Source organism: Bacillus cereus group sp. BfR-BA-01355 (assembly GCF_022663675.1).
GTDB lineage: Bacteria > Bacillota > Bacilli > Bacillales > Bacillaceae_G > Bacillus_A > Bacillus_A thuringiensis_S.
In genome coordinates, this window is sequence record NZ_JAKUFY010000110.1 from 1 (window position 1) to 18,606 (window position 18,606).

Consider the following 18,606-nt stretch of genomic DNA (forward strand, 5'->3'; position numbering starts at 1 on the left):
CCAGTCGGCAGTGTGAATGGAGGAATTGGTGGTAAAGTAGGTCCGACTAAGTTAGGATTTATTGAAGCAGAAGATAAAAAATCGTCCATTATATTTTCACCTCTGAAAAATTCGTATTACTAATAATAAATGTGAAGATAGAGTAAAGTGAAATGGACAAACGAGGAATTAGGCAATGGGATTTAAAAAAAAGCGTTATTTGAATAGAAAAGGGGCAAGCAAAGATAAAATAAGACCGCTCCTTTATAGGAACGGCCGTACAAATATCATGTGCTGGAGGTTGCTCCAAATGGCATAAGATGTTTTCTCTAAAAAGTATGGACAAGAAGTTTTACGATTATACGTAAAAACGGCAGGCAACTAATAAAGTTACCCACCTGTCCTCAAGTGGTACGGAGGAGAGAGCTCCGTTTGGAAAGAGTACAGCCGTGGGAAATCGGCTTGCAGATAGTATGTACGATATAAAAAAAATTATTCGTAAAATGAAATATGAATGATTTTTTAATGAAAGTATTATTTTGTAGGATATTAATTAAATTGGAATTTTGTTAAGAGATGAAATGTTGAACAAATGTGAATGATTAGATGATAATAAAGTAAAAGAACCCTTTATAAGGATTCTTTTGGGGAGTCAATCTAACACTCACATTCGTAATCACGGTAATATCCGTCGCACGAATTATTCCTATCATTGCAGCAGATACAAAATGTCTTTTTGATCAATATTTCAATGAAATTAAGGAAATCGGTATTATTTGTGAGAGTAAGGCTTTGAAAATCTTCTACTTGAAATACTCTTGTTTCATTTGTAGCAAGAGTCACGATAATTGGTGTGGGAGATTTTCTTGTTTGAATAGTGACTTCGATGGGGGAGACATCTTCGGGAACAGATATTTGAAGTAATGTTTTGTTGTGATTATTAGTGAAATCTTCAAAAACTCTTCTTGAAGTGTCAGGGGGTACGATTATAGTTAAAGGTGCATTTTCGGTTGGGGTAGTTTCTGAACCAGCTACGGTATGAGTTTCGATGAAACAGTTATCTTTTTGATAGTGAGAATTTGATTGTTCTTTATAATACTTGTTACGAGAATCATTTTGATTATTGCAACAGATACAAAATGTTTTTTGAATGAATATACCAATATTGCTATTGATATTAGTATTATTTGTGAGAGTGAGGCTATGGAAATCCTCTACTTGGAATACCTTGGTTTCACCTGCAACTATTGTTACAGTAATCGGCAGACGAGAACTTCTTGTTCGGATAGTTACTTCAATTGGTTGGGAAGTACCGGGAATGCGAAGATCAAGTAATGTTTTATTGTGGTTATTGGTGAAATCTTCAAAAGCAGTTCTTGTAGTGTTAGCTGGTACGCTGAAATTTAAAGCTGTATTCGAACCAGTTATTGTATGGGTTTCAATAAAACAGTTGTCTTTTTGATGGTGAGAATAAGATTGTGTTTTGTAATGTTTTTTACCATCTTTATAAAAATAATCAGCCATACTTATGTCGCTCTCCTTTCTTTGAGATATCTGTATATTTTATTAAAAAAAGAATAGAGTGCTTGTACAAAATAATAAAATCCGCTCTCGTATTTAATTAAAAACGTTATTTGATATGTAAATGTAAGAGCACTTGGGAAAGTGCTCTGTAAAGACTATCCATTCTAAAAAGAAAAGAATATGAAATATTTTATGAAGTTTTTTGATTTTTTGTGTATTCTTTGTACGAAAATGTCATTAGAAACTGAAAACCAGATGCCGAAATAGCATCTAGTTTTAAAAGAGTACTTGTACTAGTTTAATTTGATAATGTTTAATTCCAAAGCATTTATTCCATTATCACATGTACGAATGGCTGTGTCGCCTACAAAGCTATTATTAATAAGTTGAAGTGTTGAATTGGCTGGGACTGATAAAATAGTGTCCCCAATGAGTTGAGCGCAATCTACATCCTCTGAATCTTGTATTAAAAGACCGAAAGTAGCTTTGAAATTTGGAATCAGACTGTTATTTAATAGTATAGAAATGGTAGGCGAATAAGGGAATGAAAGAGCTACAGTCAAGTTAATCGAAGAAATGAAAGAAATCCGATAATCCCCAGCTTGTGTGATATTAATTGTGGTTGGATTTAACAGAGAAATTCCCCCTACCATAGGGTCAGCCTGATTAAAAGAAAAAGGGATTCGAAAGGGACTGTAATGATATCCGTTTGCCAAAAAGTTCCGTAAGCTACTGATAGTGATCCAGTCGGCCCAGTCGGTAGTGTGAATGGTGGAGCAGGTGGTAAAGTAGGTCCAACTAAATTAGGATTTATTGCAGCAGAAGATAAAAACTCGTCCATTATATTTTTACCTCTGAATAGTTAGTATTACTAATAGTAAATGCAGGGATAGAGAAAAGCGAAATGGACAAGTGAGGAATTAGACAATGGAATTTTCATAAAAGCGTTATTTTATTATAGGGAAATAGGTGACTCAGCAAGTGTGTCAGCCGAGTCACCCAGTACTATCGATCCAAATAATGTTCTTTTTCTATATGTATTTATGTTGAGTTCCTAGAGGCTAGCTCAAAAACCACAGTTAAAGGACAAAGAAAATCATTTTAGAGAGTATTAGATTTTATTATGTTAATGCTACAACAGCAAGAGTTAAGCCCAACGTATTTAATGGATTAGAATATGGTCCTACATTAACAGTAAGAGTACTTGTTATACCTGAAGGTGTAGTGAAAATTGCGGGTGCTGATACAGAAGTGAATCCTGCAGTATATCCTAGAGAAGTACCTGAGCCAATGATTGGATTATTATTAAGATACATAGTGATACCTGCAGAATTACCTCCTGGTTGAATAATAACTTGCACTTCATAGATTGCCAAATAGGTTCTTCCACCTTCAAGTAAAACAGTTGTTGGAGGTGTGAATGAGATTGCCGTACCATTAGAATTTACCACGGTATCTAGTGGAATTGCAGAATTTACAGAAACTATTGTTGGGGTAGTTTGAACAACATTTAAACTATTAGACGTGGGGGATGGACAAGTGCAAGGTTTGTGAATTTTAGAATTGTTATCATTTTGGTAATTCACAAATAATCAAACTCCTTTGCGTAAGATAATTTTTTATCCTATATAAAACGTAGCTTTTTTGTGTATCTATGTTATTTTTAATAAGTTTGTAAAAATTAGCCGAATAGTGTTGGTCAGTCAACTCTTAAAAGTATTTGATACTTTAGGGATTTCAAAGTGCATCTGATAAATATATATGAATGTTTTTTCAAGGACATTACTGTAAGTTAGGAAACGTAATAAAATAGTTATTGTATAATGATAAAAATTAAAGAACCTGTTAGTTATAACAGGTCCTGTGTACAAGGAGTTCAAGGAATACAAGGAAACTGCTGCAGAGAAACCTTTGTATTTCTTGATTTAATAGTAATGTATTCAAAAATAAACTAAAAAATGAATAAAAGTTAAATAAAAACTAAAGAAAATCTATATTTAATAAAAAAATCGCGTACAAAAATGTACACGATTATATAGGAACTATGTCTTGTCTGCTCATTACATTGTATGTTTATTGTATGTAAAACGTGACACATTGCAATAAATAAAAAGAGCACTTTTGACAGTGCTCTTAGGACCAAGACTCTTATTGTAAAAGAGTACATGATAATATATGTGACTTTTTTAAGAAAGTGAATCATTTGACCAGAATTTTTATTTAAAAACTAAAGAGCGCTTTCAAAGGCGCTCTTTAAGTAAAACGAAATTTGAAAAAGAATACCACATGATAGAGTATGTATGCTGTGTAAGTATGTGCAGTTTTACAACAAAATCCTTATTTTGTATTGAAATAAAAAAACATGCACAAAGATTGTACATGTCTATATAAAATTTATGTCTTGTCTATGTAAATATATGTTTGTTTTATGAAAATGGTGAGTATCTTTGAAAAAGCAAAGAGCACCTTAAAAGATGCTCAATGGCTAATCCTGAGATGATCATGATTATTGTATGTATGTTTCTAATATATGCGCAGTTTTTATATAAAATCTTTATTTAAAGATAAAGAGCGCTTTTTAAGGCGCTCTATGACTAAGCTTTATATAAAGGTGAATATGATTATTGTATGTATGTTCTTAATATATGTGCAGTTTTTAAACAAAATCGTTATTTCATAGCAAGAAAAAAAGAGCACGCATATAAGCATGCTCTTTGATAATAAAGGTAGGTTTCTATGAATTGATGCCTCCATACAATAACATATGCTTGTCCAGTTAAAAGGTGATAAGTTTTTAACAAAAACGCTATTTGAATAACAATGGAAAAATAGCAAATATATCTAAAGTAATTAATAAGCCAATCCCAATTATAAAAATAAATATTTAAGAATTTTGATTGTTATCTGCATGGTTTTGCTCCCGAATTTTTTGGTTGGTTTAGGTAGCTGGCCAGATTTTTATACAACAAAGCAGCTAGCTGGATTAGCTAACTGCTCCATTGCGGTTTGTTGAAAAAGAAGCCCACGAATACAAGTAAATGATATGTAACTTTAAGTTACAGTTATATTATAAGCAGAATTAAAAATATTATGCGGAAGTGAAAATGAGCCAAATAAAAACTTCATTTTGCACAACAAAGCAGTCAGCTTAATTAGCTAACTGCTTGTTGTACAAAAGGAATTAGGCCCTACAAGCTCGGATATGTAACTTTAGGTTACAGTTATAGTATGTACAGAACTTGAAATGCTATGTGGGAACAATTTAATAAAAATTTCATTTTGTAGAAATAAGGAAACTAAAAAAGAGCACCATGCATAAGTGCTCTTTAAGATAGGAGGTAACACTTTGAGCTGGGTCTACGTTAGAAGTATATGGTGTAAAAAAAGAAATAAGAACAAAATTTTATTATTAACTCAATATAAAAGAGCAGCTAGCAAAAGCTAACTGCTCAGCCCTCAGAGAAAGGGAAAAAGAAAATTACAGAGGTCACTGTGAATTCAAGCTGTATCAGCCCATTTATAGTATTGGACAGAATTTAGAAATTTATTCAATATAAGAGCAGCTAATAAAAGTTAACTGCTCAAGTAGATACAACTTGGGTAAGAAGCAAGTTGTATTGTGATTAGTATTGTTAGAATATCGAATTTTATTCGTTTTAATAAAAAAAGCAGCTAGCAAAAGCTAGCTACTGAGCCCCAGGGAAGAGAGAGGAGCGATATATTAGGTCTAAGTTTGAAATAAGGGTTTTAGATTTTAAGACCTAACCTAAATATAGTATGGATTTTGTTTGAGTTATTATGCATATAACTTGTTCCTCTTAAAAGAATGATTAACAAACAAAGCAGCTAGCAAAAGCTAACTGCTTTGTCTTAAATAAGATCTAACTGGTTACAGCACATTAAAGATGGGTTATCTATAGTCTGGACGGAATATTGAGTTTTATTCAGTGGGTAGATGCATTTAATGAAAGAATGTAGCCCACCATATTCCGAATAATGCAATCCAACCAATGCTAAGTAATATGTATTTCAAAATTTTCATAATTACTCCTTTTAAAAGAAGTGGTATGTAACTTAAAGTCACAGTTAGAGTATAAACGGAATCGGAAGAGTTATATGGGAATAAAACTTAATAAAAATTTCATTTTAAAAGAAAGTGGTGATACAAATGTATATCTGTTCAAGATGTTTAGAATGTTTCACTGATCAATATGAGCTTTTTGAACGTTTTACATTATGTGGAGCGGATAATGAATCTTGAGTATTTTAATAAGTTCAAAGATGTAGTCGGTTTATAAAGTTGGTTCAGTAATATGTATAAAAGCAATATAGAATTACGTTTAACAAATACGTATAATTCCTAAAAAAATACTTTTATAAGACATTATTATAAAAAAGGAGATGGCAAAGAGACATTTAAAATTATGAACAGTGAGATGATTAATTGAATAGGATTATATTAATTACTTAATGCTGGGATATGTTTTAAATGGAGAATCAATTTAAAGAGATATTTGGTGCATGGGTTGCAGCAATAGGAACAATTACTTCCGCTATTGGAAGTACGCCTTTTGATTTTATAAGCAGTAATGTAAGAAAGGATTTAAATGTTTATGGAAACGTATTACAGGCTGTTGGAAATGCTTTAGAGGCTGATGGTCAAGGAGAAGTGTCTCTTGAACAAATCGGTAATGAAATCCAATCAATTGGTAATGTCACTGTAATATCTGGATTGATTATGGATTTTAAAGAAGAAACACAAATTAAATTAGTGATTGCCGGGAATTGGACACAGGCTTTGGGTGGACTTACAGCATTAGCAGATGAATTTGAGGATACATCCGATAAAGATGAATCCTTAAATATTATAGGAAACTTATTACAATCAATTGGGAATTCATTACAGGCAATAGGAGGTATTGACGAATTAAAAAGTATCAGAAATGAGGACCAGTCTAATAAAGAAGGTAATGTAAATGATGTGGAGAAAGATACAGACACTCAGGTAAACAACGAAACTAATGAAAATGAAGAAGGAAAGCTAATAGATATTATAGGAAGTTGGGTTCAAGCAGTTGGTTCTGTAATTTCATTAATTGGACAAATACGTGAAGAAAGTGAGGAATTGGAAGGGAATGATGAATAGAGTAATTTAATAGAACTGTTAAAACAATAATTCTTTTAAAGTGAAAGCAAACAGAATATAGTCCGGCTAGAAAACTAGAGGACACCAATTCATTAAAGCGGCAATCAAAGCTGTTTTAGGGATAGGTGTCCTTTTTATTTTGAAAAGGGGGATGGGGAAATGAAGGTACTAAGAGATCAATTGCATGAATGGAAAAAGCAATCAAAACAAGCTAAGAAGAAAAACAAGAAAAAACGAAAAGAAAAACTAAGCACTCGTGACATTGAAGATTTAATGGGAATTCGTGGTCCACGTTATGAACGTAGACGTGGAGCTTTAAGACAAAAGTAATTTAAAAATAAAAAGGAGTGGTCTTACATGACTAAACAATTATCTTTCTTACCAAAAATTGATAGAACAGCAACACAAGAGGAATTAGAAGGCGTGTTGGAAAGCGTACGTATACAAAGACAGTTTGGGATGATGCGTAAAGAAATGAAAGTCACTCCTTCTTATGAAATACGTGAGCATGGTCCTACACATGCAGTCGGAAAACCGTTAGAAGATGTTGCTATAGCGAATATTCAACAAAGTAAAAGAGAAGAGTGGCTTGAGAGAATGTCATTACGTATTGATCAGTTTCTAACTCGATTAGGAAACGGACGTGCTGGAAGTATTCAAAGGGATATTATTTATAAACGTTATTTAGAAGAAGAGGACGTATGTGATTACATGGTTTATAACGAAATAGGAATGTCAGAGCGTACTTACCGACGTTGGAAGTCTAAAGCGTTTTATAAACTTGCTTTTGCGCTTGGATTAGAAGTTTACGAGGCAGAAGAAACAGGAGGTAATGAATAATGAATTTTGTTCAACCGATACGTGATCCAGAGCAAATACAACAGCTAAAAGAGTACTTTAAGGAAAAAAGCTTACGTAATTACATTCTCTTCATTATAGGTATTAATACGGGTCTTAAAATCTCAGATATTTTGAAACTAAAAGTAGGGGATGTCAAAGACAGTCATATATCTATGAGGGAAAAGAAAACAGGGAAACAAAAACGAATACAAATTACTGCAGCACTGAAAAGAGAACTTAAAAGGTTTATTGAAGAAAGAGAAGACAATGAGTATTTACTACAAAGTAGACAAGGGAAGAATCGTCCAATTGGTCGTAGCATGGCATATAAGATATTAAGTGGAGCAGCAGCAGAGTTTGGGTTAGATGAAATAGGAACCCATACGTTAAGAAAGACGTATGGGTATCATATGTACATGCAAACGAAAAACATAGCATTACTTATGGAGATATTCAATCACTCGTCAGAGAAGGTCACGTTACGTTATATAGGTATAAACCAAGATGCAATGGATAAAGCAATGACTAGATTTAAAATCTAAGCATTGCTTTTTCTTTTTAAATCTATACAGTTACTCATAAATTCCGTACTGTGTAACTCAAAAGGGAAAGTTTGATTAAGTCAATGATAGCAAGGGATTCAGCAAAGGGGTCAGTTACACACAATATAAGATATGGGTAAGTGAAGAAACTGTATAAAAAGAAGCGTAGTTCGTCAAATGAACGTAACGCTTCATTATCATCAAGTTAAGAATTTCATTGTTTCCGATTAATAGTATCCGTTTTATGTAATTGTTATTGATTTTGAAAAAATAAAAAATCGCCTTAGTAAAGGCGATTCATAGTTTATTCATTTTGCATTCTTTTGATAAATAAGTATCTTTTAAATACAATGTTCTATATTAACGTCTTTCTGGTTCTTTTTCTTTTCTTCTAAGACCAAATAAACCTGCTAGTCCTAATAAACCAAGCCACGCCCAATTATTATTATCATCACGATCATTGTTCAAATCATTTGTTGTATTCACATTTCGAGTTCTAGTATCATTATTAACTCTATTCATGTTATTGTCATTAACTCGAGTTGTAATACCATTATTAACTCTATTCATATTATTTCCATCGTATTCAGCATGAACATTGGTACCAAAAACCATAATAGTTAGTAATAGAGCACTTAAAATAGATGAGAATTTTTTCTTCATAGTTTTCCCCTCCTTTCATATTCAGTAATGTCTCCAGTTTCTTTAGACAATATTCGTTTGAAAATATATAAAACCATTTGAATTGAAATTCCCATAAACATCTTTAATTTTTATTATTAAAAGTACTTATAATAATGGATTAAGTTAATTAAAATGTATTTATTATTTATAAGAATAAATTTTTGGTAACGGTACATTCTAAGAGGGAAAATTACTATATTTGGGTAAGGTGTTCCGTATGAGTTATAAGAACTTATTTTCTTTAATCCAGAACATGGTTAGGAAAATTTTTTCTATAGTAAGTATTGTTGCTAAAAGTTTAATTTCTTTAAGGAGGAATATTTTTATGGGTATTTTAAGTGGAAATCCACAAAATGAACCAATGCACTACGGGGAAGTCTTTGGGATTTGGAGTTATCTTGCAGCGGCGCAAGGTACAATTGCTGGATATCAAGTTCTTATTAACCACACAGGAGACGAGGATTTAAAGAAATTTTTAGAAAACCTTGTAGAGAATGATATCCAATCAGAAGTTGAAGAATTAAAAAATATATTAAAATTGAATGGTGTTGCATTACCACCAGCACCTCCAGAAAGACCAGTTGCATCTATTGAAACGATTCCTCCTGGTGCTCGTATTAATGATGCGGAAATTGCAGCTAAAGTTTCTATGGATCTTGCTGCTGGGTTAGTAGCATGTAGCCAAGCTATGGGACAATCCCTTCGAGAAGATGTAGGAATGATGTTTGGTCAATTTCATATGAAAAAAGCACAAGCTGGAGTTATATTACTTCGTCTGAATAAGAAAAAAGGTTGGATTATTCCGCCTCCATTACATGTTCTACAATCAGATCAAGCATAATACCTAAATAAAATTCAATCTATTCTTTATGACTGTTGCAGTGAGGTTGTCTAGAAGAATAAAGATTATTAGTGAATTAAAATAAGTGGCAGAGTCGTGACCGCTTTTTGGCAGTAAATGTGCCGGCTGTTTTGGAATCAACGTGATATATTTGTATTGTGAGTAGTGGCGGAAAACATTGCTTATAAAATTCCTGATAACTAAAAATGGATCGTCATAACCGGTGGCGATGGTTGCAGATTGGATGAACAGTTGTTTCTTAATTTTACATTCAATTGCAATTCACGTTGTATAAACGGAGAAGGGCTTTAGCCCTTCTTCCGGTTACTTAATATTGTTGATGCAGATCAGCATAGCATCATTAGACAACTGGAAGAAGGATAAAACTTGACGTATCGTAATTGAAGTACAAATTAATAATTTATATCAAAGCGTCCATTCGGGTGCTTTTTTTCTTTTTTATGTAGAAATTACATAATAAAAAATAGGACGTGCTAAAGCGTCATCCTATTCCTATTGGTATTATCCTTTAAAGAGTTTCCGCAGATGTGGATACTTTTTTTCTTATTTAAATCTATAAGTATATATTGGTTGCAACTATTAATTTTCGTTAATGAGGGTTCTCTTAATATATTAAATGTATTGTTTAAAGCTTAATAACAACCTATATATGACATTTCATCTTCTATTCTAAATTGCTGCGCCTCTATTTCATTAATTCGTTCGTTAATTGCATTTTTCTGCTCTTGAGAGGTTGCGTGATGCCATTGGTAGTATAACCCACGAAGTTTGCTACTATTTTCTGCGTATATTGCCTTTAAACGAGTGCATAGTGATGGAGATGACATGGTCGTAGGTATAGTGGTAGGGTAGTATGAGTTTGTTGGATATCCATAAGGATATTGATTTCCATGGTGCCCATAATATTGGTTTAGTCGATACAAATGAAATTCCTCCTTATTCATTTTTTTCTTTGTATAATATGTGTCCATGGACTGATTGGTGCTAAGGGAAGATAAGTACAAACGTGTTGCATTTAACAAAACAAACTCAACACAAACCAAATATTGTAAAAATGATTTAAAAACCATCTAATGTAACAAATCATATATTTTGTTACATTAATTTCGATAAAAATAGAGATAGTTAACTAAGTGAAATTTATGCAAGGAAAAGCAGGTGTTCAAGGGGAAAAACAGCGTAAAACCAATGATGTATAAAATGTGTTGTAAGTGGAAGTTCTCGAAAGTAACAAAAACGTTGATATGACGGCGTATTTCCCAAAAACCTTGTTTACATAAGTAACCTTATCGGTAGTCATTTTGAATATGTATTCATTTCCCATGCATGTAACGAATTTCGTTATGGATTTTTTAAAATATGATTCTTTTGAGGTGATTTCGTGCTGATCTATACAGTTATGATGTGGGACCATGCTGATACGGATATTATGTTAGCTACCGCAGACAGAGAAGAAGCGTTAAAAGAATTTGAATCATGCATTGCATTCTCTTTGCAGGTTTGGGAAAAGGAGAAGTACTGATTGAAATGATAAGCAGTGAAGGTGAATACTTTGCAGATGGTGGATTAGAAAGATATCCGAAAAAAGGACAACAGTTATTTAATGAGATAGTTGAACAATTACAGTAGCCTAAAAGCTGCTTTTTTATTTTGTCACCATTTAAGAAGGACATGAATATATTAGGAGTAAATAAAAAGCATAGGAGTGATAAATATGTTCTTCGCAAAGTTACGTGGCAGAAATGAAGTTCCACCAGTAGAAACAGATGCTCGAGGACAAGCTTTCTTTAAATTGAGCCGGGACGAGCTTAGTTTAAAATTTAAGTTGGAGTTATTCGATATAGAGAATGTAGTAGTTGCCCATCTGCATCTAGGAGCAAAAGGAACGAACGGTCCTGTTGTAGCTTTTTTATTTGGACCTATAACCAATCCTGTTTCAATAGAGTGTGCAACTTTTACAGGAATGATCACTCAAGAGGATTTGGTTGGGCCTTTGGCTGGTCAAACATTAGATGCTCTTGTAAATGAAATTATCGCTGGAAACATTTATATTAATGTTCATACAGTACAACATCCTAGTGGCGAAATTCGTGGTCAACTGTATCATTGTTAATTAATTAAAAGCAGCGAATCCGCTGCTTTTTTATTTTGTAAAGCGATTAGCGTGAGGTGGTGTAAATGGAAGAAGAAACTATAAACGTTCCTACATGCTCTGTTTGTAATGAACCTTGCATGTGGACATTACAAATGCCATTAACTATTACTCATTTCGATAAAACATATATCCGTGAAGCGAATGCGGATAATTCTAATATATGCATTGAGTGTTTAGAGAAGGAAGTGCAAGCAATTGGATAAGGGGGCAGGTGTTATGTAATTATGGCCAGACAACGAAGTCCAGACCGTAACAAAGCGTATGCAATATTTAAAGAACATAATGGCGATATTACGAATCGTAAAATTGCCGAATTGTTGTCTACATCCGAAAAAACTGTGAGTGAAAAAACGGTTGGCGGATGGAAATCCAAAGATGAATGGATAGACAAATTAAATGGAGTACTCCATAAAAATGAACGGAGTACTCCGAAGAAAGATACGGAGTACTCCAAAAAGAAACCAGGAGCACCAAAGGGTAATAAGAATGCTATAAACAATCGTGGTGGAGCCAAAAAGGGTAATAAAAATGCTGTCGGTAATTCCGGAGGATCTGCTCCACTGCGTAATGGTAATGCTGCTACTCATGGTTTATATAGAAAGTATTTACCAAAAGAATTATATGATTTAAAAGAAGAGCTAGAGGAAGCAATTAAAAATGATCCTTTATCGATTCTATGGGAAAGTATAATGTTGCAGCACGCTCAAATTATTCATGCTCAACGTATTATGTTCGTTAAAGACAACAAAGACATGACAAAGGAACTGCGGAAAAATAAACTTACCGAAAGCGGCTATGAGGAAGAGTGGGAGATTCAATTTGCTTGGGATAAGCAAGCTAGTTTCTTAAATGCTCAATCCAAAGCACTTTCTACATTATCTGCTCTTATTAGAGATTTTGATAGATTAGCAAATATAGATGATGAGCGAAGGGCCAAACTTGAATTTATCCAGGTTCAAATCGACAAAATTAAATCTAATACTAATAATGATGATAACAATATTGAGCCAGTTGTCATTGTAGACAATATCAGTGGTGATTTAAATGTCTAAAAAGCAAATCGCTGAAATACTTCCACCGGCGTTTCATCAAGTATGGTTAGCACGTAAATGTGAAGCGATATTAAAAATCGTTTGTAAAGGCGGTCGTGGTTCTGGTAAATCTACTGATATATCTATTTGTATTGTGATGGATATTATTCAGTTTCCTGTTACAGTTCTTTGTATACGTAAAGTAAAGGATACAATAAGAGAATCCTGCTATGAGCAAATAAAGGAAGCTATAGAAATACTAGGTGTAGAACATTTATTTCGTTTTAAAGAAAGTCCAATGGAAATTATCTATAAACCGCGTGGAAATAAAATTATATTTCGTGGTGCTGATGATCCTGCAAAAATCAAATCTATTAAGATAGCAAAGTATCCAGTTGCTATTGCATGGTTTGAAGAATTGGCCGAATTTAAATTAGAAGAAGATGTTTCTACAATAGAGAAATCTATCTTGCGTAAAGAGCTCCCGAATGGATTGCGGTATAAAATGTACTATTCATATAACCCTCCGAAGAGAAAACAATCCTGGGTTAACAAGAAGTTTGAAACACAATTCAAACCGAAAAATACATTTGTACATCATAGTACATACCATGATAACCCACATATTTCTAAACAGTTTGTGGAAGAAGCAGAAGAAACAAAACGGCTTAAACCTCAGCAATATGAACATGAATATGAAGGGAAACCAACAGGAAGCGGCGTTGTTCCATTTAGTAACCTCACATTTAGACGTATTACAGATGAAGAAATTAAAACATTTGATAATATACGTCAAGGGATTGACTGGGGTTATGGGAATGACGCGCTGTCTTTTGGCCGTATGCATTATGATAAAACTCGCAGAAGGCTTTATATATTCGGTGAAATACATGGCGTTAAAATCAGTAACCGCTCATTAGCTGAAAAGATTAAACAACTTGGCTGGGATGATGTCGAGATAATTGCGGATTCATCAGAACCAAAATCAATTGATGAAATGAAAAATGATCATGGTATTAAAAAAATCAAAGGTGCAGTTAAAGGGCCTGGTTCTGTTGAATACGGAGAAAAATGGTTAGATGATTTAGAAGAAATTGTAATTGATCCCGAACGTTGTCCAAAAGCTGCAGGCGAGTTTGAAAATATAGATTATGAAGTTGATAAAGATGGTAATCCAAAAAATAGATTACAAGATAAGGACAATCATAGTATTGATATGACTCGTTACGCATGCGAGGACGATATGAGTAAACGTAAAGTAGTTATGGGAGGAAAGGTTAAAAGAGTGTAGTCGGACATTTATTGTTCGGCTATTTCTTTTGCTCTTTATTAATAGAAGAAAGGAGGACATACAAAGGATATGAGCGACAAGAAAACCATAAAGAATGTAAAAGTATTTAGTATAAATAAGGCTGAAGATGCTCCAAAGAACAAGGAAGATAACAGCAAACAAATGGCAGTTGACCCATTCGCGCAAATTTATGGAGATAGGGGATTGGTTAAGCCTCCTTATGATATGAAGGTACTAATGGATATAAAGGAAAGTAACCCTATTCATTCTGCTTGTATTAGCGCAAAAGTGGATGATATTGCGGGTGTTGGCTTTGACTTCGCGCCTTTTGAAGAAGTGAAAGAAGCAGCAAGCCAAGAGCAATATGAAATGCTAAAAAATTTCATGCGGAAGTGCAACCCAGAAATGACAAGTTCAGAAATTCTTAGAGCTGTATGGGAGGATTATGAAACAGTTGGTTGGGGAATTATTGAAGTTGTTCGTGATAATAAAGGTGAAAGGCCGGTAGAGCTTTATCATATACCGGGACATACAGTACGTGCTCATAAGGACAAAATACGCTTTGCTCAAATCGTAAACAATAAAGAAATCTGGTTTAAAAAGTTTAATTATCCAGATGATTATCATCTTGCTGATGGTAGGCCTTTAGGTGCAGAGGATCTTGCAGGAAGTGGAACAGAAAAAGCCGGGGAAGTAATTGTTATTCGTAAGTTTGGTTCTCGTTCGTCTTATTATGGGATACCTAATTACGTTAGTTCCATAGGTTCAATAGTTGGCTCACAAGCAGCAAGAGATTACAATATCGACTTTTTCACAGGCAAAACCATTCCGGATTCCATTTTATTTCTTGAGGGAGTCGATGAAGTAGATTCTGGAACAGAAAATGAACTGAAAGCATTCTTCTCTGCAGAAACAAAAGGAGAACACCATAAATTAGCCGTTGTACCTGTTCCACATGGTGCAAAAGCAAGGTTAGAAAAGATTAGTCCAGATGTAAAAGAAGGTAGCTTTCGTTTATATAAGCAGGATAGCGCAATGGAAATATGTGTGGCCCATCGTGTACCGCCTTATCGCATAGGTTGGGCTATGACCGGTTCGTTGGGGCAAACAACCGCTAAAGAAATGAACGAGATGTACAAGCGCTCTATTATAGAGCCTGGTCAAGAAATCTTAGAACATCGATTAAATAATCAATTATTCCGTGTATTTGCTGAAATACAAGGTGGTTTAGATTGGTATTTCAAATTAAATGAAATCGATACGGATGATCGTGAAGCAGATTTGAAGTATGCAAAAGACAGTTATGAAGGTGGAATATTAAAACTTAATGAGTCCCGTAAGGTAGTAGGTTATGAACCTGTACCAGAAGGGGATAAATTCTTTGATGGTACAACTGAACCTTCTCTACCGGAACCAATTGCAAAAGCTGCAGATAATGAGCAAGATAACTTAATTGCTATTAATGCATTTAGGGAAAAGCATGAAGAAATAGAGAAAGCTATGCAAAAGAAGGTAGCTGATTTTTTTCTGAGCAGGGAAAACGGCTTTTAAACCTGCTTCCCGTAATTCGTATTAATAAAGCAGATGAAGAGATTGATCTTGTAATTGCAGAAGCAGAAGTTGATGAATTTCTTGATAGTGTCGATTGGGATGAAGAAAGACAAATGTTTGTCGATGAAGTCACAGACACTCTGCAGGATGATGTAACAGAATTTGTACAAAGTGCTATTGCATCAAACGGTTTAACCTGGATGGTATTAGATCCAATAGGTGACGTTGCTGCAAAATGGGTTGCTGCTTATGCCTTTGAATTAGCAAAAGGAATCCATGAAACTACTAAAGATAGATTAAGAGAAACGATGTTAAAGAATCTTAGTGAGGGAATGGGTGTCGATGCATTAAGCGTTTCTATTGCAGATGTAATGTCAGAAGCAAGCAACTACAGAGCGCTGATGATTGCACGTACAGAAACCACATATGCGATGAATTACGGTAATTTAATTGCTTATAAGGGCGCAAATAGAAACAAGAAAACATGGCTTACAGGAAACGATGAGCGTGTTTGTAAAGAATGTGGTGGTTTACATGGGGAAACGGTAGATATTGATGATCTATTTAGCAATAGAAAGATGTGTCCGCCAGCTCATCCACATTGCCGCTGCACTATGATTTCAGAAGAGTAATAAAATACACCTATTGATTGGGGTTTCATCGTCAAAACGTATACGACTTTAAATTGGCTGCTATGCGTTTTGACAGTGGAACCCCAATATTTATAGGGAAGGAGGTAAAACGATGGGATACGAACTAAAAAACGCCAATATTAGTTATGTTTCTTTGGTTACCAAGGGTGCTAATGGTCGTCAATTCGCCATCATGAAAAGTGAAGCTGATAAACAACCAAATATATCAAAACGGATTCCAATTCTTAAAACAGAGGAAGAGAAGCAGCTTATTACAGGCGTAGTTTATGAACCGCTTGTAGAAGATAGTCACGGTGACATGATGAATGCAGAAGAGATAGAAAAGACTGCATATACTTTCATGGAAAATTACCAACATATCGATAAGCAGCACGATGAAATAGCTGGTAAAGGTACTGTCGTTGAAAACTGGATTGCTAAAAGCGATATGATGGTTGGCGATCAAGAGGTAACAGCTGGTACATGGCTTATGACAGTCCGCGTCGACGATGAAGAGACATGGGAACAAGTAAAGAAAGGCGATATTACAGGATTTTCAATGGGGGGATTTGCTGAACGTATAGAAATTGCGAAGGCAGATGATTTTACTCATGAAGATAAAAGTCTCATTCGGAAAATGCTAGATTTCGTCAAAGGTGAAAAACACGAAATTAAAAAAGGCGAAGTAAAAGACCGCTTTATTGATGAAAAACAAAAGCGTGATTTACGGGCTGTTTTTAATTTATTTGAAGATGTGTTCTATTGGGAGATTTGGGAAAGTAATCCCGATATCGACCGTATGGCAGCTGCTCTTGATGACATGAAGGACATACTTTCTTCTATTAAAGGCGGTTATACCATTGCGAAATCAGAAGATAGTACACAAGCAGAAAGCATTGTTTTAGAGAGTATTAAAAAAGCTGGGAAAGTATTATCCCAAAAGAATCATACAAAATTAGATGAAGCATTAGCTTTAATTACTGAAATAAAAGAAGCTGCTTCACCACAGGAGGAAGACGAAATGAAAGCAGAAGACATTGCAGAGATTGTTAAACAAGCTGTAGAACCACTAGCTACTAAGCTAGATAAGATTGAAAAGCAAGTGAATGGCGAGGAAGTAGAACCGACACCAGAAGAGCAAACAGAGGAAGAGAAAGCTGCTGCAGTTATCCAGAAAGCATTAGAGCCAATTACAAAACGTCTTGAAAATATCGAAAACGCTGCTTCTGTTCGTAAAGGCTTAGATCCAGATGAAGATTTTAAACCAGGACAACAACCAATTAAAAAATCAGTATTCTCAAATTTAAATTTGTAATATAAGGAGGAATAAACAATATGAACAATCAACAATTATTAAATCGTTTATCTAAAATTGAAAAGACAATTTCAACGGGATCACTTTCTTCTGGTTTATTAAATCCAGAGCAAAGCAAAGTTTTTTATAAAATGGCCTTTGAAGCAACACCATTTTCACAACTGCATCGTAAAGAATTACGTAAGGCGAAACAAGGTGAATTAGATAAAATTGCTATCGGCGGCCGTATTCTCCGTAAGAAAACAGAGAATCAAGATGATGGATATCGTGCAGGTGTTACAACTTCTAAAATTGAATATCACACAAAAGCAATGCGTCTTCCTTGGGAGATTACAGAAGAAACTTTACGTGAAAATATTGAAGGTGAAAACTTTGAAGATGTTGTAATGGAACTTATGGCTACTCAATTAGGTATTGACCTTGAGGATCTACATTGGAACGGTGATACGTCTTCTGATAATCCATTTTTAAATATTAATGATGGATGGTTGAAAAGAATTAAAGATTCTAAAGAATCCCATATTGTTGACCATACGAAATTAGCTTCTAAAGTAGGTGAATCAGATGTAGCAAAAGGTTTTGGTAAGCATTCAATGTTCGCTTTAACCGGTGCTATCCCTAACAAATATAAGAATGGTAATTTACGTTGGATTATGTCTCCTACACGTAAAGAAAAATGGATGGAATATTTAACAGAACGTCCGACTGGAGCGGGAGACGCTGCATTATTAGGAGCAGGTGACCAAGTAAATAAACCGCTTGGATATGGAATTGCAGAGGTTCCGTCATTATCTGATGATGTTATTATTCTTGCAGATCCTAGAAACTTTATTGCAGTTAACACATATTCAACTCGTGTGCGTAAAACAACAGAAGGTAAAACTGCAGTAATGGAAGATAAACGATTCTATGTAATTCACTTTGATGATGATGCTGTAATTCAAGAAATGGATGCAGTAGCAATCCTAACAAATATTCCGGATACGTTTGGAGCTTAAATTTCAGGCGTATTTTTTATGGGAGTAGACCCTTTGTTATTAGGGTTTTGAATGTA

At 34.2% G+C, this 18,606-nt stretch carries 18 protein-coding genes and 2 pseudogenes; 14 read left to right on the forward strand and 6 right to left on the reverse strand.

Features of this window, described 5'->3' with window-relative positions; genetic code table 11:
• From MR167_RS33425 to MR167_RS25515, 4 genes and pseudogenes are all read right to left on the reverse strand, one after another.
• On the reverse strand, positions 1-89 hold an 89-nt coding region (locus tag MR167_RS33425; protein WP_242315839.1), incomplete at its 3' end, for an exosporium leader peptide-containing protein.
• A 547-nt stretch (positions 90-636) separates the two neighbouring features.
• Positions 637-1,503, reverse strand: a complete 867-nt coding sequence (locus MR167_RS25500; RefSeq protein WP_242315807.1) for an exosporium protein D — start codon at positions 1,501-1,503, stop codon at positions 637-639.
• A 293-nt stretch (positions 1,504-1,796) separates the two neighbouring features.
• Positions 1,797-2,344, reverse strand: a pseudogene (locus tag MR167_RS25505) (exosporium leader peptide-containing protein).
• Positions 2,345-2,624: 280 nt separating this feature from the next.
• Entirely contained in the window at positions 2,625-3,089 is a 465-nt protein-coding gene (locus MR167_RS25515; RefSeq protein WP_242315811.1) for a hypothetical protein, read from the reverse strand.
• A gap of 2,903 nt (positions 3,090-5,992) precedes the next feature.
• Here MR167_RS25515 and MR167_RS25520 point away from each other — a divergent pair.
• From MR167_RS25520 to MR167_RS25535, 4 genes are all read left to right on the forward strand, one after another.
• Complete coding sequence (locus tag MR167_RS25520) at positions 5,993-6,649, forward strand: DUF6944 family repetitive protein (RefSeq protein ID WP_088119531.1); 657 nt, start codon at positions 5,993-5,995, stop codon at positions 6,647-6,649.
• Between the two features lie 159 nt (positions 6,650-6,808).
• Positions 6,809-6,979: a hypothetical protein gene (locus MR167_RS25525; protein WP_242315813.1), complete on the forward strand. Its 171-nt coding sequence runs from the start codon at positions 6,809-6,811 to the stop codon at positions 6,977-6,979.
• A 27-nt stretch (positions 6,980-7,006) separates the two neighbouring features.
• The gene (locus MR167_RS25530; protein ID WP_088119582.1) at positions 7,007-7,489 is read left to right on the forward strand and encodes an ArpU family phage packaging/lysis transcriptional regulator; all 483 of its coding nucleotides are present in this window, start codon (positions 7,007-7,009) and stop codon (positions 7,487-7,489) included.
• Entirely contained in the window at positions 7,489-8,031 is a 543-nt protein-coding gene (locus MR167_RS25535; protein ID WP_242315815.1) for a site-specific integrase, read from the forward strand. The genes MR167_RS25530 and MR167_RS25535 overlap by 1 nt, the downstream gene beginning before the upstream one ends.
• 360 nt (positions 8,032-8,391) lie before the next feature.
• On the opposite strand, the gene MR167_RS25540 is transcribed toward MR167_RS25535, so the two are convergent.
• Positions 8,392-8,694 (reverse strand): WGxxGxxG family protein, encoded by a 303-nt coding sequence (locus tag MR167_RS25540; protein ID WP_242315817.1) that lies wholly within the window; start codon positions 8,692-8,694, stop codon positions 8,392-8,394.
• Positions 8,695-9,040: 346 nt separating this feature from the next.
• On the opposite strand from MR167_RS25540, the gene MR167_RS25545 reads away from it, so the two are divergent.
• Complete coding sequence (locus MR167_RS25545; protein ID WP_242315819.1) at positions 9,041-9,556, forward strand: DUF3231 family protein; 516 nt, start codon at positions 9,041-9,043, stop codon at positions 9,554-9,556.
• A 653-nt stretch (positions 9,557-10,209) separates the two neighbouring features.
• On the opposite strand, the gene MR167_RS25550 is transcribed toward MR167_RS25545, so the two are convergent.
• Positions 10,210-10,500 (reverse strand): hypothetical protein, encoded by a 291-nt coding sequence (locus tag MR167_RS25550; RefSeq protein ID WP_242315821.1) that lies wholly within the window; start codon positions 10,498-10,500, stop codon positions 10,210-10,212.
• Between the two features lie 458 nt (positions 10,501-10,958).
• On the opposite strand from MR167_RS25550, the pseudogene MR167_RS25555 reads away from it, so the two are divergent.
• From MR167_RS25555 to MR167_RS25595, 9 genes and pseudogenes are all read left to right on the forward strand, one after another.
• Positions 10,959-11,206 (forward strand): annotated as a pseudogene (locus MR167_RS25555) (hypothetical protein).
• Positions 11,207-11,291: 85 nt separating this feature from the next.
• On the forward strand, positions 11,292-11,690 hold the full coding sequence (locus tag MR167_RS25560) for a CHRD domain-containing protein (RefSeq protein ID WP_242315823.1): 399 nt from the start codon (positions 11,292-11,294) through the stop codon (positions 11,688-11,690).
• Between the two features lie 65 nt (positions 11,691-11,755).
• Positions 11,756-11,935 carry a hypothetical protein gene (locus MR167_RS25565; protein ID WP_242315825.1) on the forward strand — a complete coding sequence of 60 codons (180 nt, stop codon included), beginning with the start codon at positions 11,756-11,758 and terminating at the stop codon, positions 11,933-11,935.
• A 21-nt stretch (positions 11,936-11,956) separates the two neighbouring features.
• Entirely contained in the window at positions 11,957-12,784 is an 828-nt protein-coding gene (gene terS / locus MR167_RS25570) for a phage terminase small subunit (protein ID WP_242315827.1), read from the forward strand.
• On the forward strand, positions 12,777-14,054 hold the full coding sequence (locus MR167_RS25575; RefSeq protein ID WP_242315829.1) for a PBSX family phage terminase large subunit: 1,278 nt from the start codon (positions 12,777-12,779) through the stop codon (positions 14,052-14,054). Before terS ends, MR167_RS25575 begins: the two co-directional genes overlap by 8 nt.
• Positions 14,055-14,123: 69 nt before the next feature.
• The gene (locus MR167_RS25580) at positions 14,124-15,605 is read left to right on the forward strand and encodes a phage portal protein (protein WP_242315830.1); all 1,482 of its coding nucleotides are present in this window, start codon (positions 14,124-14,126) and stop codon (positions 15,603-15,605) included.
• 113 nt (positions 15,606-15,718) lie between these two features.
• Positions 15,719-16,237 carry a phage head morphogenesis protein gene (locus MR167_RS25585; RefSeq protein WP_242315833.1) on the forward strand — a complete coding sequence of 173 codons (519 nt, stop codon included), beginning with the start codon at positions 15,719-15,721 and terminating at the stop codon, positions 16,235-16,237.
• Positions 16,238-16,349: 112 nt separating this feature from the next.
• The gene (locus MR167_RS25590; protein WP_242315835.1) at positions 16,350-17,552 is read left to right on the forward strand and encodes an XkdF-like putative serine protease domain-containing protein; all 1,203 of its coding nucleotides are present in this window, start codon (positions 16,350-16,352) and stop codon (positions 17,550-17,552) included.
• Between the two features lie 20 nt (positions 17,553-17,572).
• The gene (locus MR167_RS25595) at positions 17,573-18,550 is read left to right on the forward strand and encodes a phage major capsid protein (RefSeq protein WP_242315837.1); all 978 of its coding nucleotides are present in this window, start codon (positions 17,573-17,575) and stop codon (positions 18,548-18,550) included.
• The last annotated feature ends 56 nt before the right edge of the window (positions 18,551-18,606 follow it).

Bases quoted from the DNA above. Each gene is read 5' to 3' on its own strand.
- MR167_RS25500 (WP_242315807.1), bottom strand. From the start codon at position 1,503: ATGGCTGATTATTTTTATAAAGATGGTAAAAAACATTACAAAACACAA.
- MR167_RS25520 (WP_088119531.1), top strand. From the start codon at position 5,993: ATGGAGAATCAATTTAAAGAGATATTTGGTGCATGGGTTGCAGCAATA.
- MR167_RS25525 (WP_242315813.1), top strand. From the start codon at position 6,809: ATGAAGGTACTAAGAGATCAATTGCATGAATGGAAAAAGCAATCAAAA.
- MR167_RS25530 (WP_088119582.1), top strand. From the start codon at position 7,007: ATGACTAAACAATTATCTTTCTTACCAAAAATTGATAGAACAGCAACA.
- MR167_RS25535 (WP_242315815.1), top strand. From the start codon at position 7,489: ATGAATTTTGTTCAACCGATACGTGATCCAGAGCAAATACAACAGCTA.
- MR167_RS25540 (WP_242315817.1), bottom strand. From the start codon at position 8,694: ATGAAGAAAAAATTCTCATCTATTTTAAGTGCTCTATTACTAACTATT.
- MR167_RS25545 (WP_242315819.1), top strand. From the start codon at position 9,041: ATGGGTATTTTAAGTGGAAATCCACAAAATGAACCAATGCACTACGGG.
- MR167_RS25560 (WP_242315823.1), top strand. From the start codon at position 11,292: ATGTTCTTCGCAAAGTTACGTGGCAGAAATGAAGTTCCACCAGTAGAA.
- MR167_RS25565 (WP_242315825.1), top strand. From the start codon at position 11,756: ATGGAAGAAGAAACTATAAACGTTCCTACATGCTCTGTTTGTAATGAA.
- terS (WP_242315827.1), top strand. From the start codon at position 11,957: ATGGCCAGACAACGAAGTCCAGACCGTAACAAAGCGTATGCAATATTT.
- MR167_RS25575 (WP_242315829.1), top strand. From the start codon at position 12,777: ATGTCTAAAAAGCAAATCGCTGAAATACTTCCACCGGCGTTTCATCAA.
- MR167_RS25580 (WP_242315830.1), top strand. From the start codon at position 14,124: ATGAGCGACAAGAAAACCATAAAGAATGTAAAAGTATTTAGTATAAAT.
- MR167_RS25585 (WP_242315833.1), top strand. From the start codon at position 15,719: ATGTTTGTCGATGAAGTCACAGACACTCTGCAGGATGATGTAACAGAA.
- MR167_RS25590 (WP_242315835.1), top strand. From the start codon at position 16,350: ATGGGATACGAACTAAAAAACGCCAATATTAGTTATGTTTCTTTGGTT.
- MR167_RS25595 (WP_242315837.1), top strand. From the start codon at position 17,573: ATGAACAATCAACAATTATTAAATCGTTTATCTAAAATTGAAAAGACA.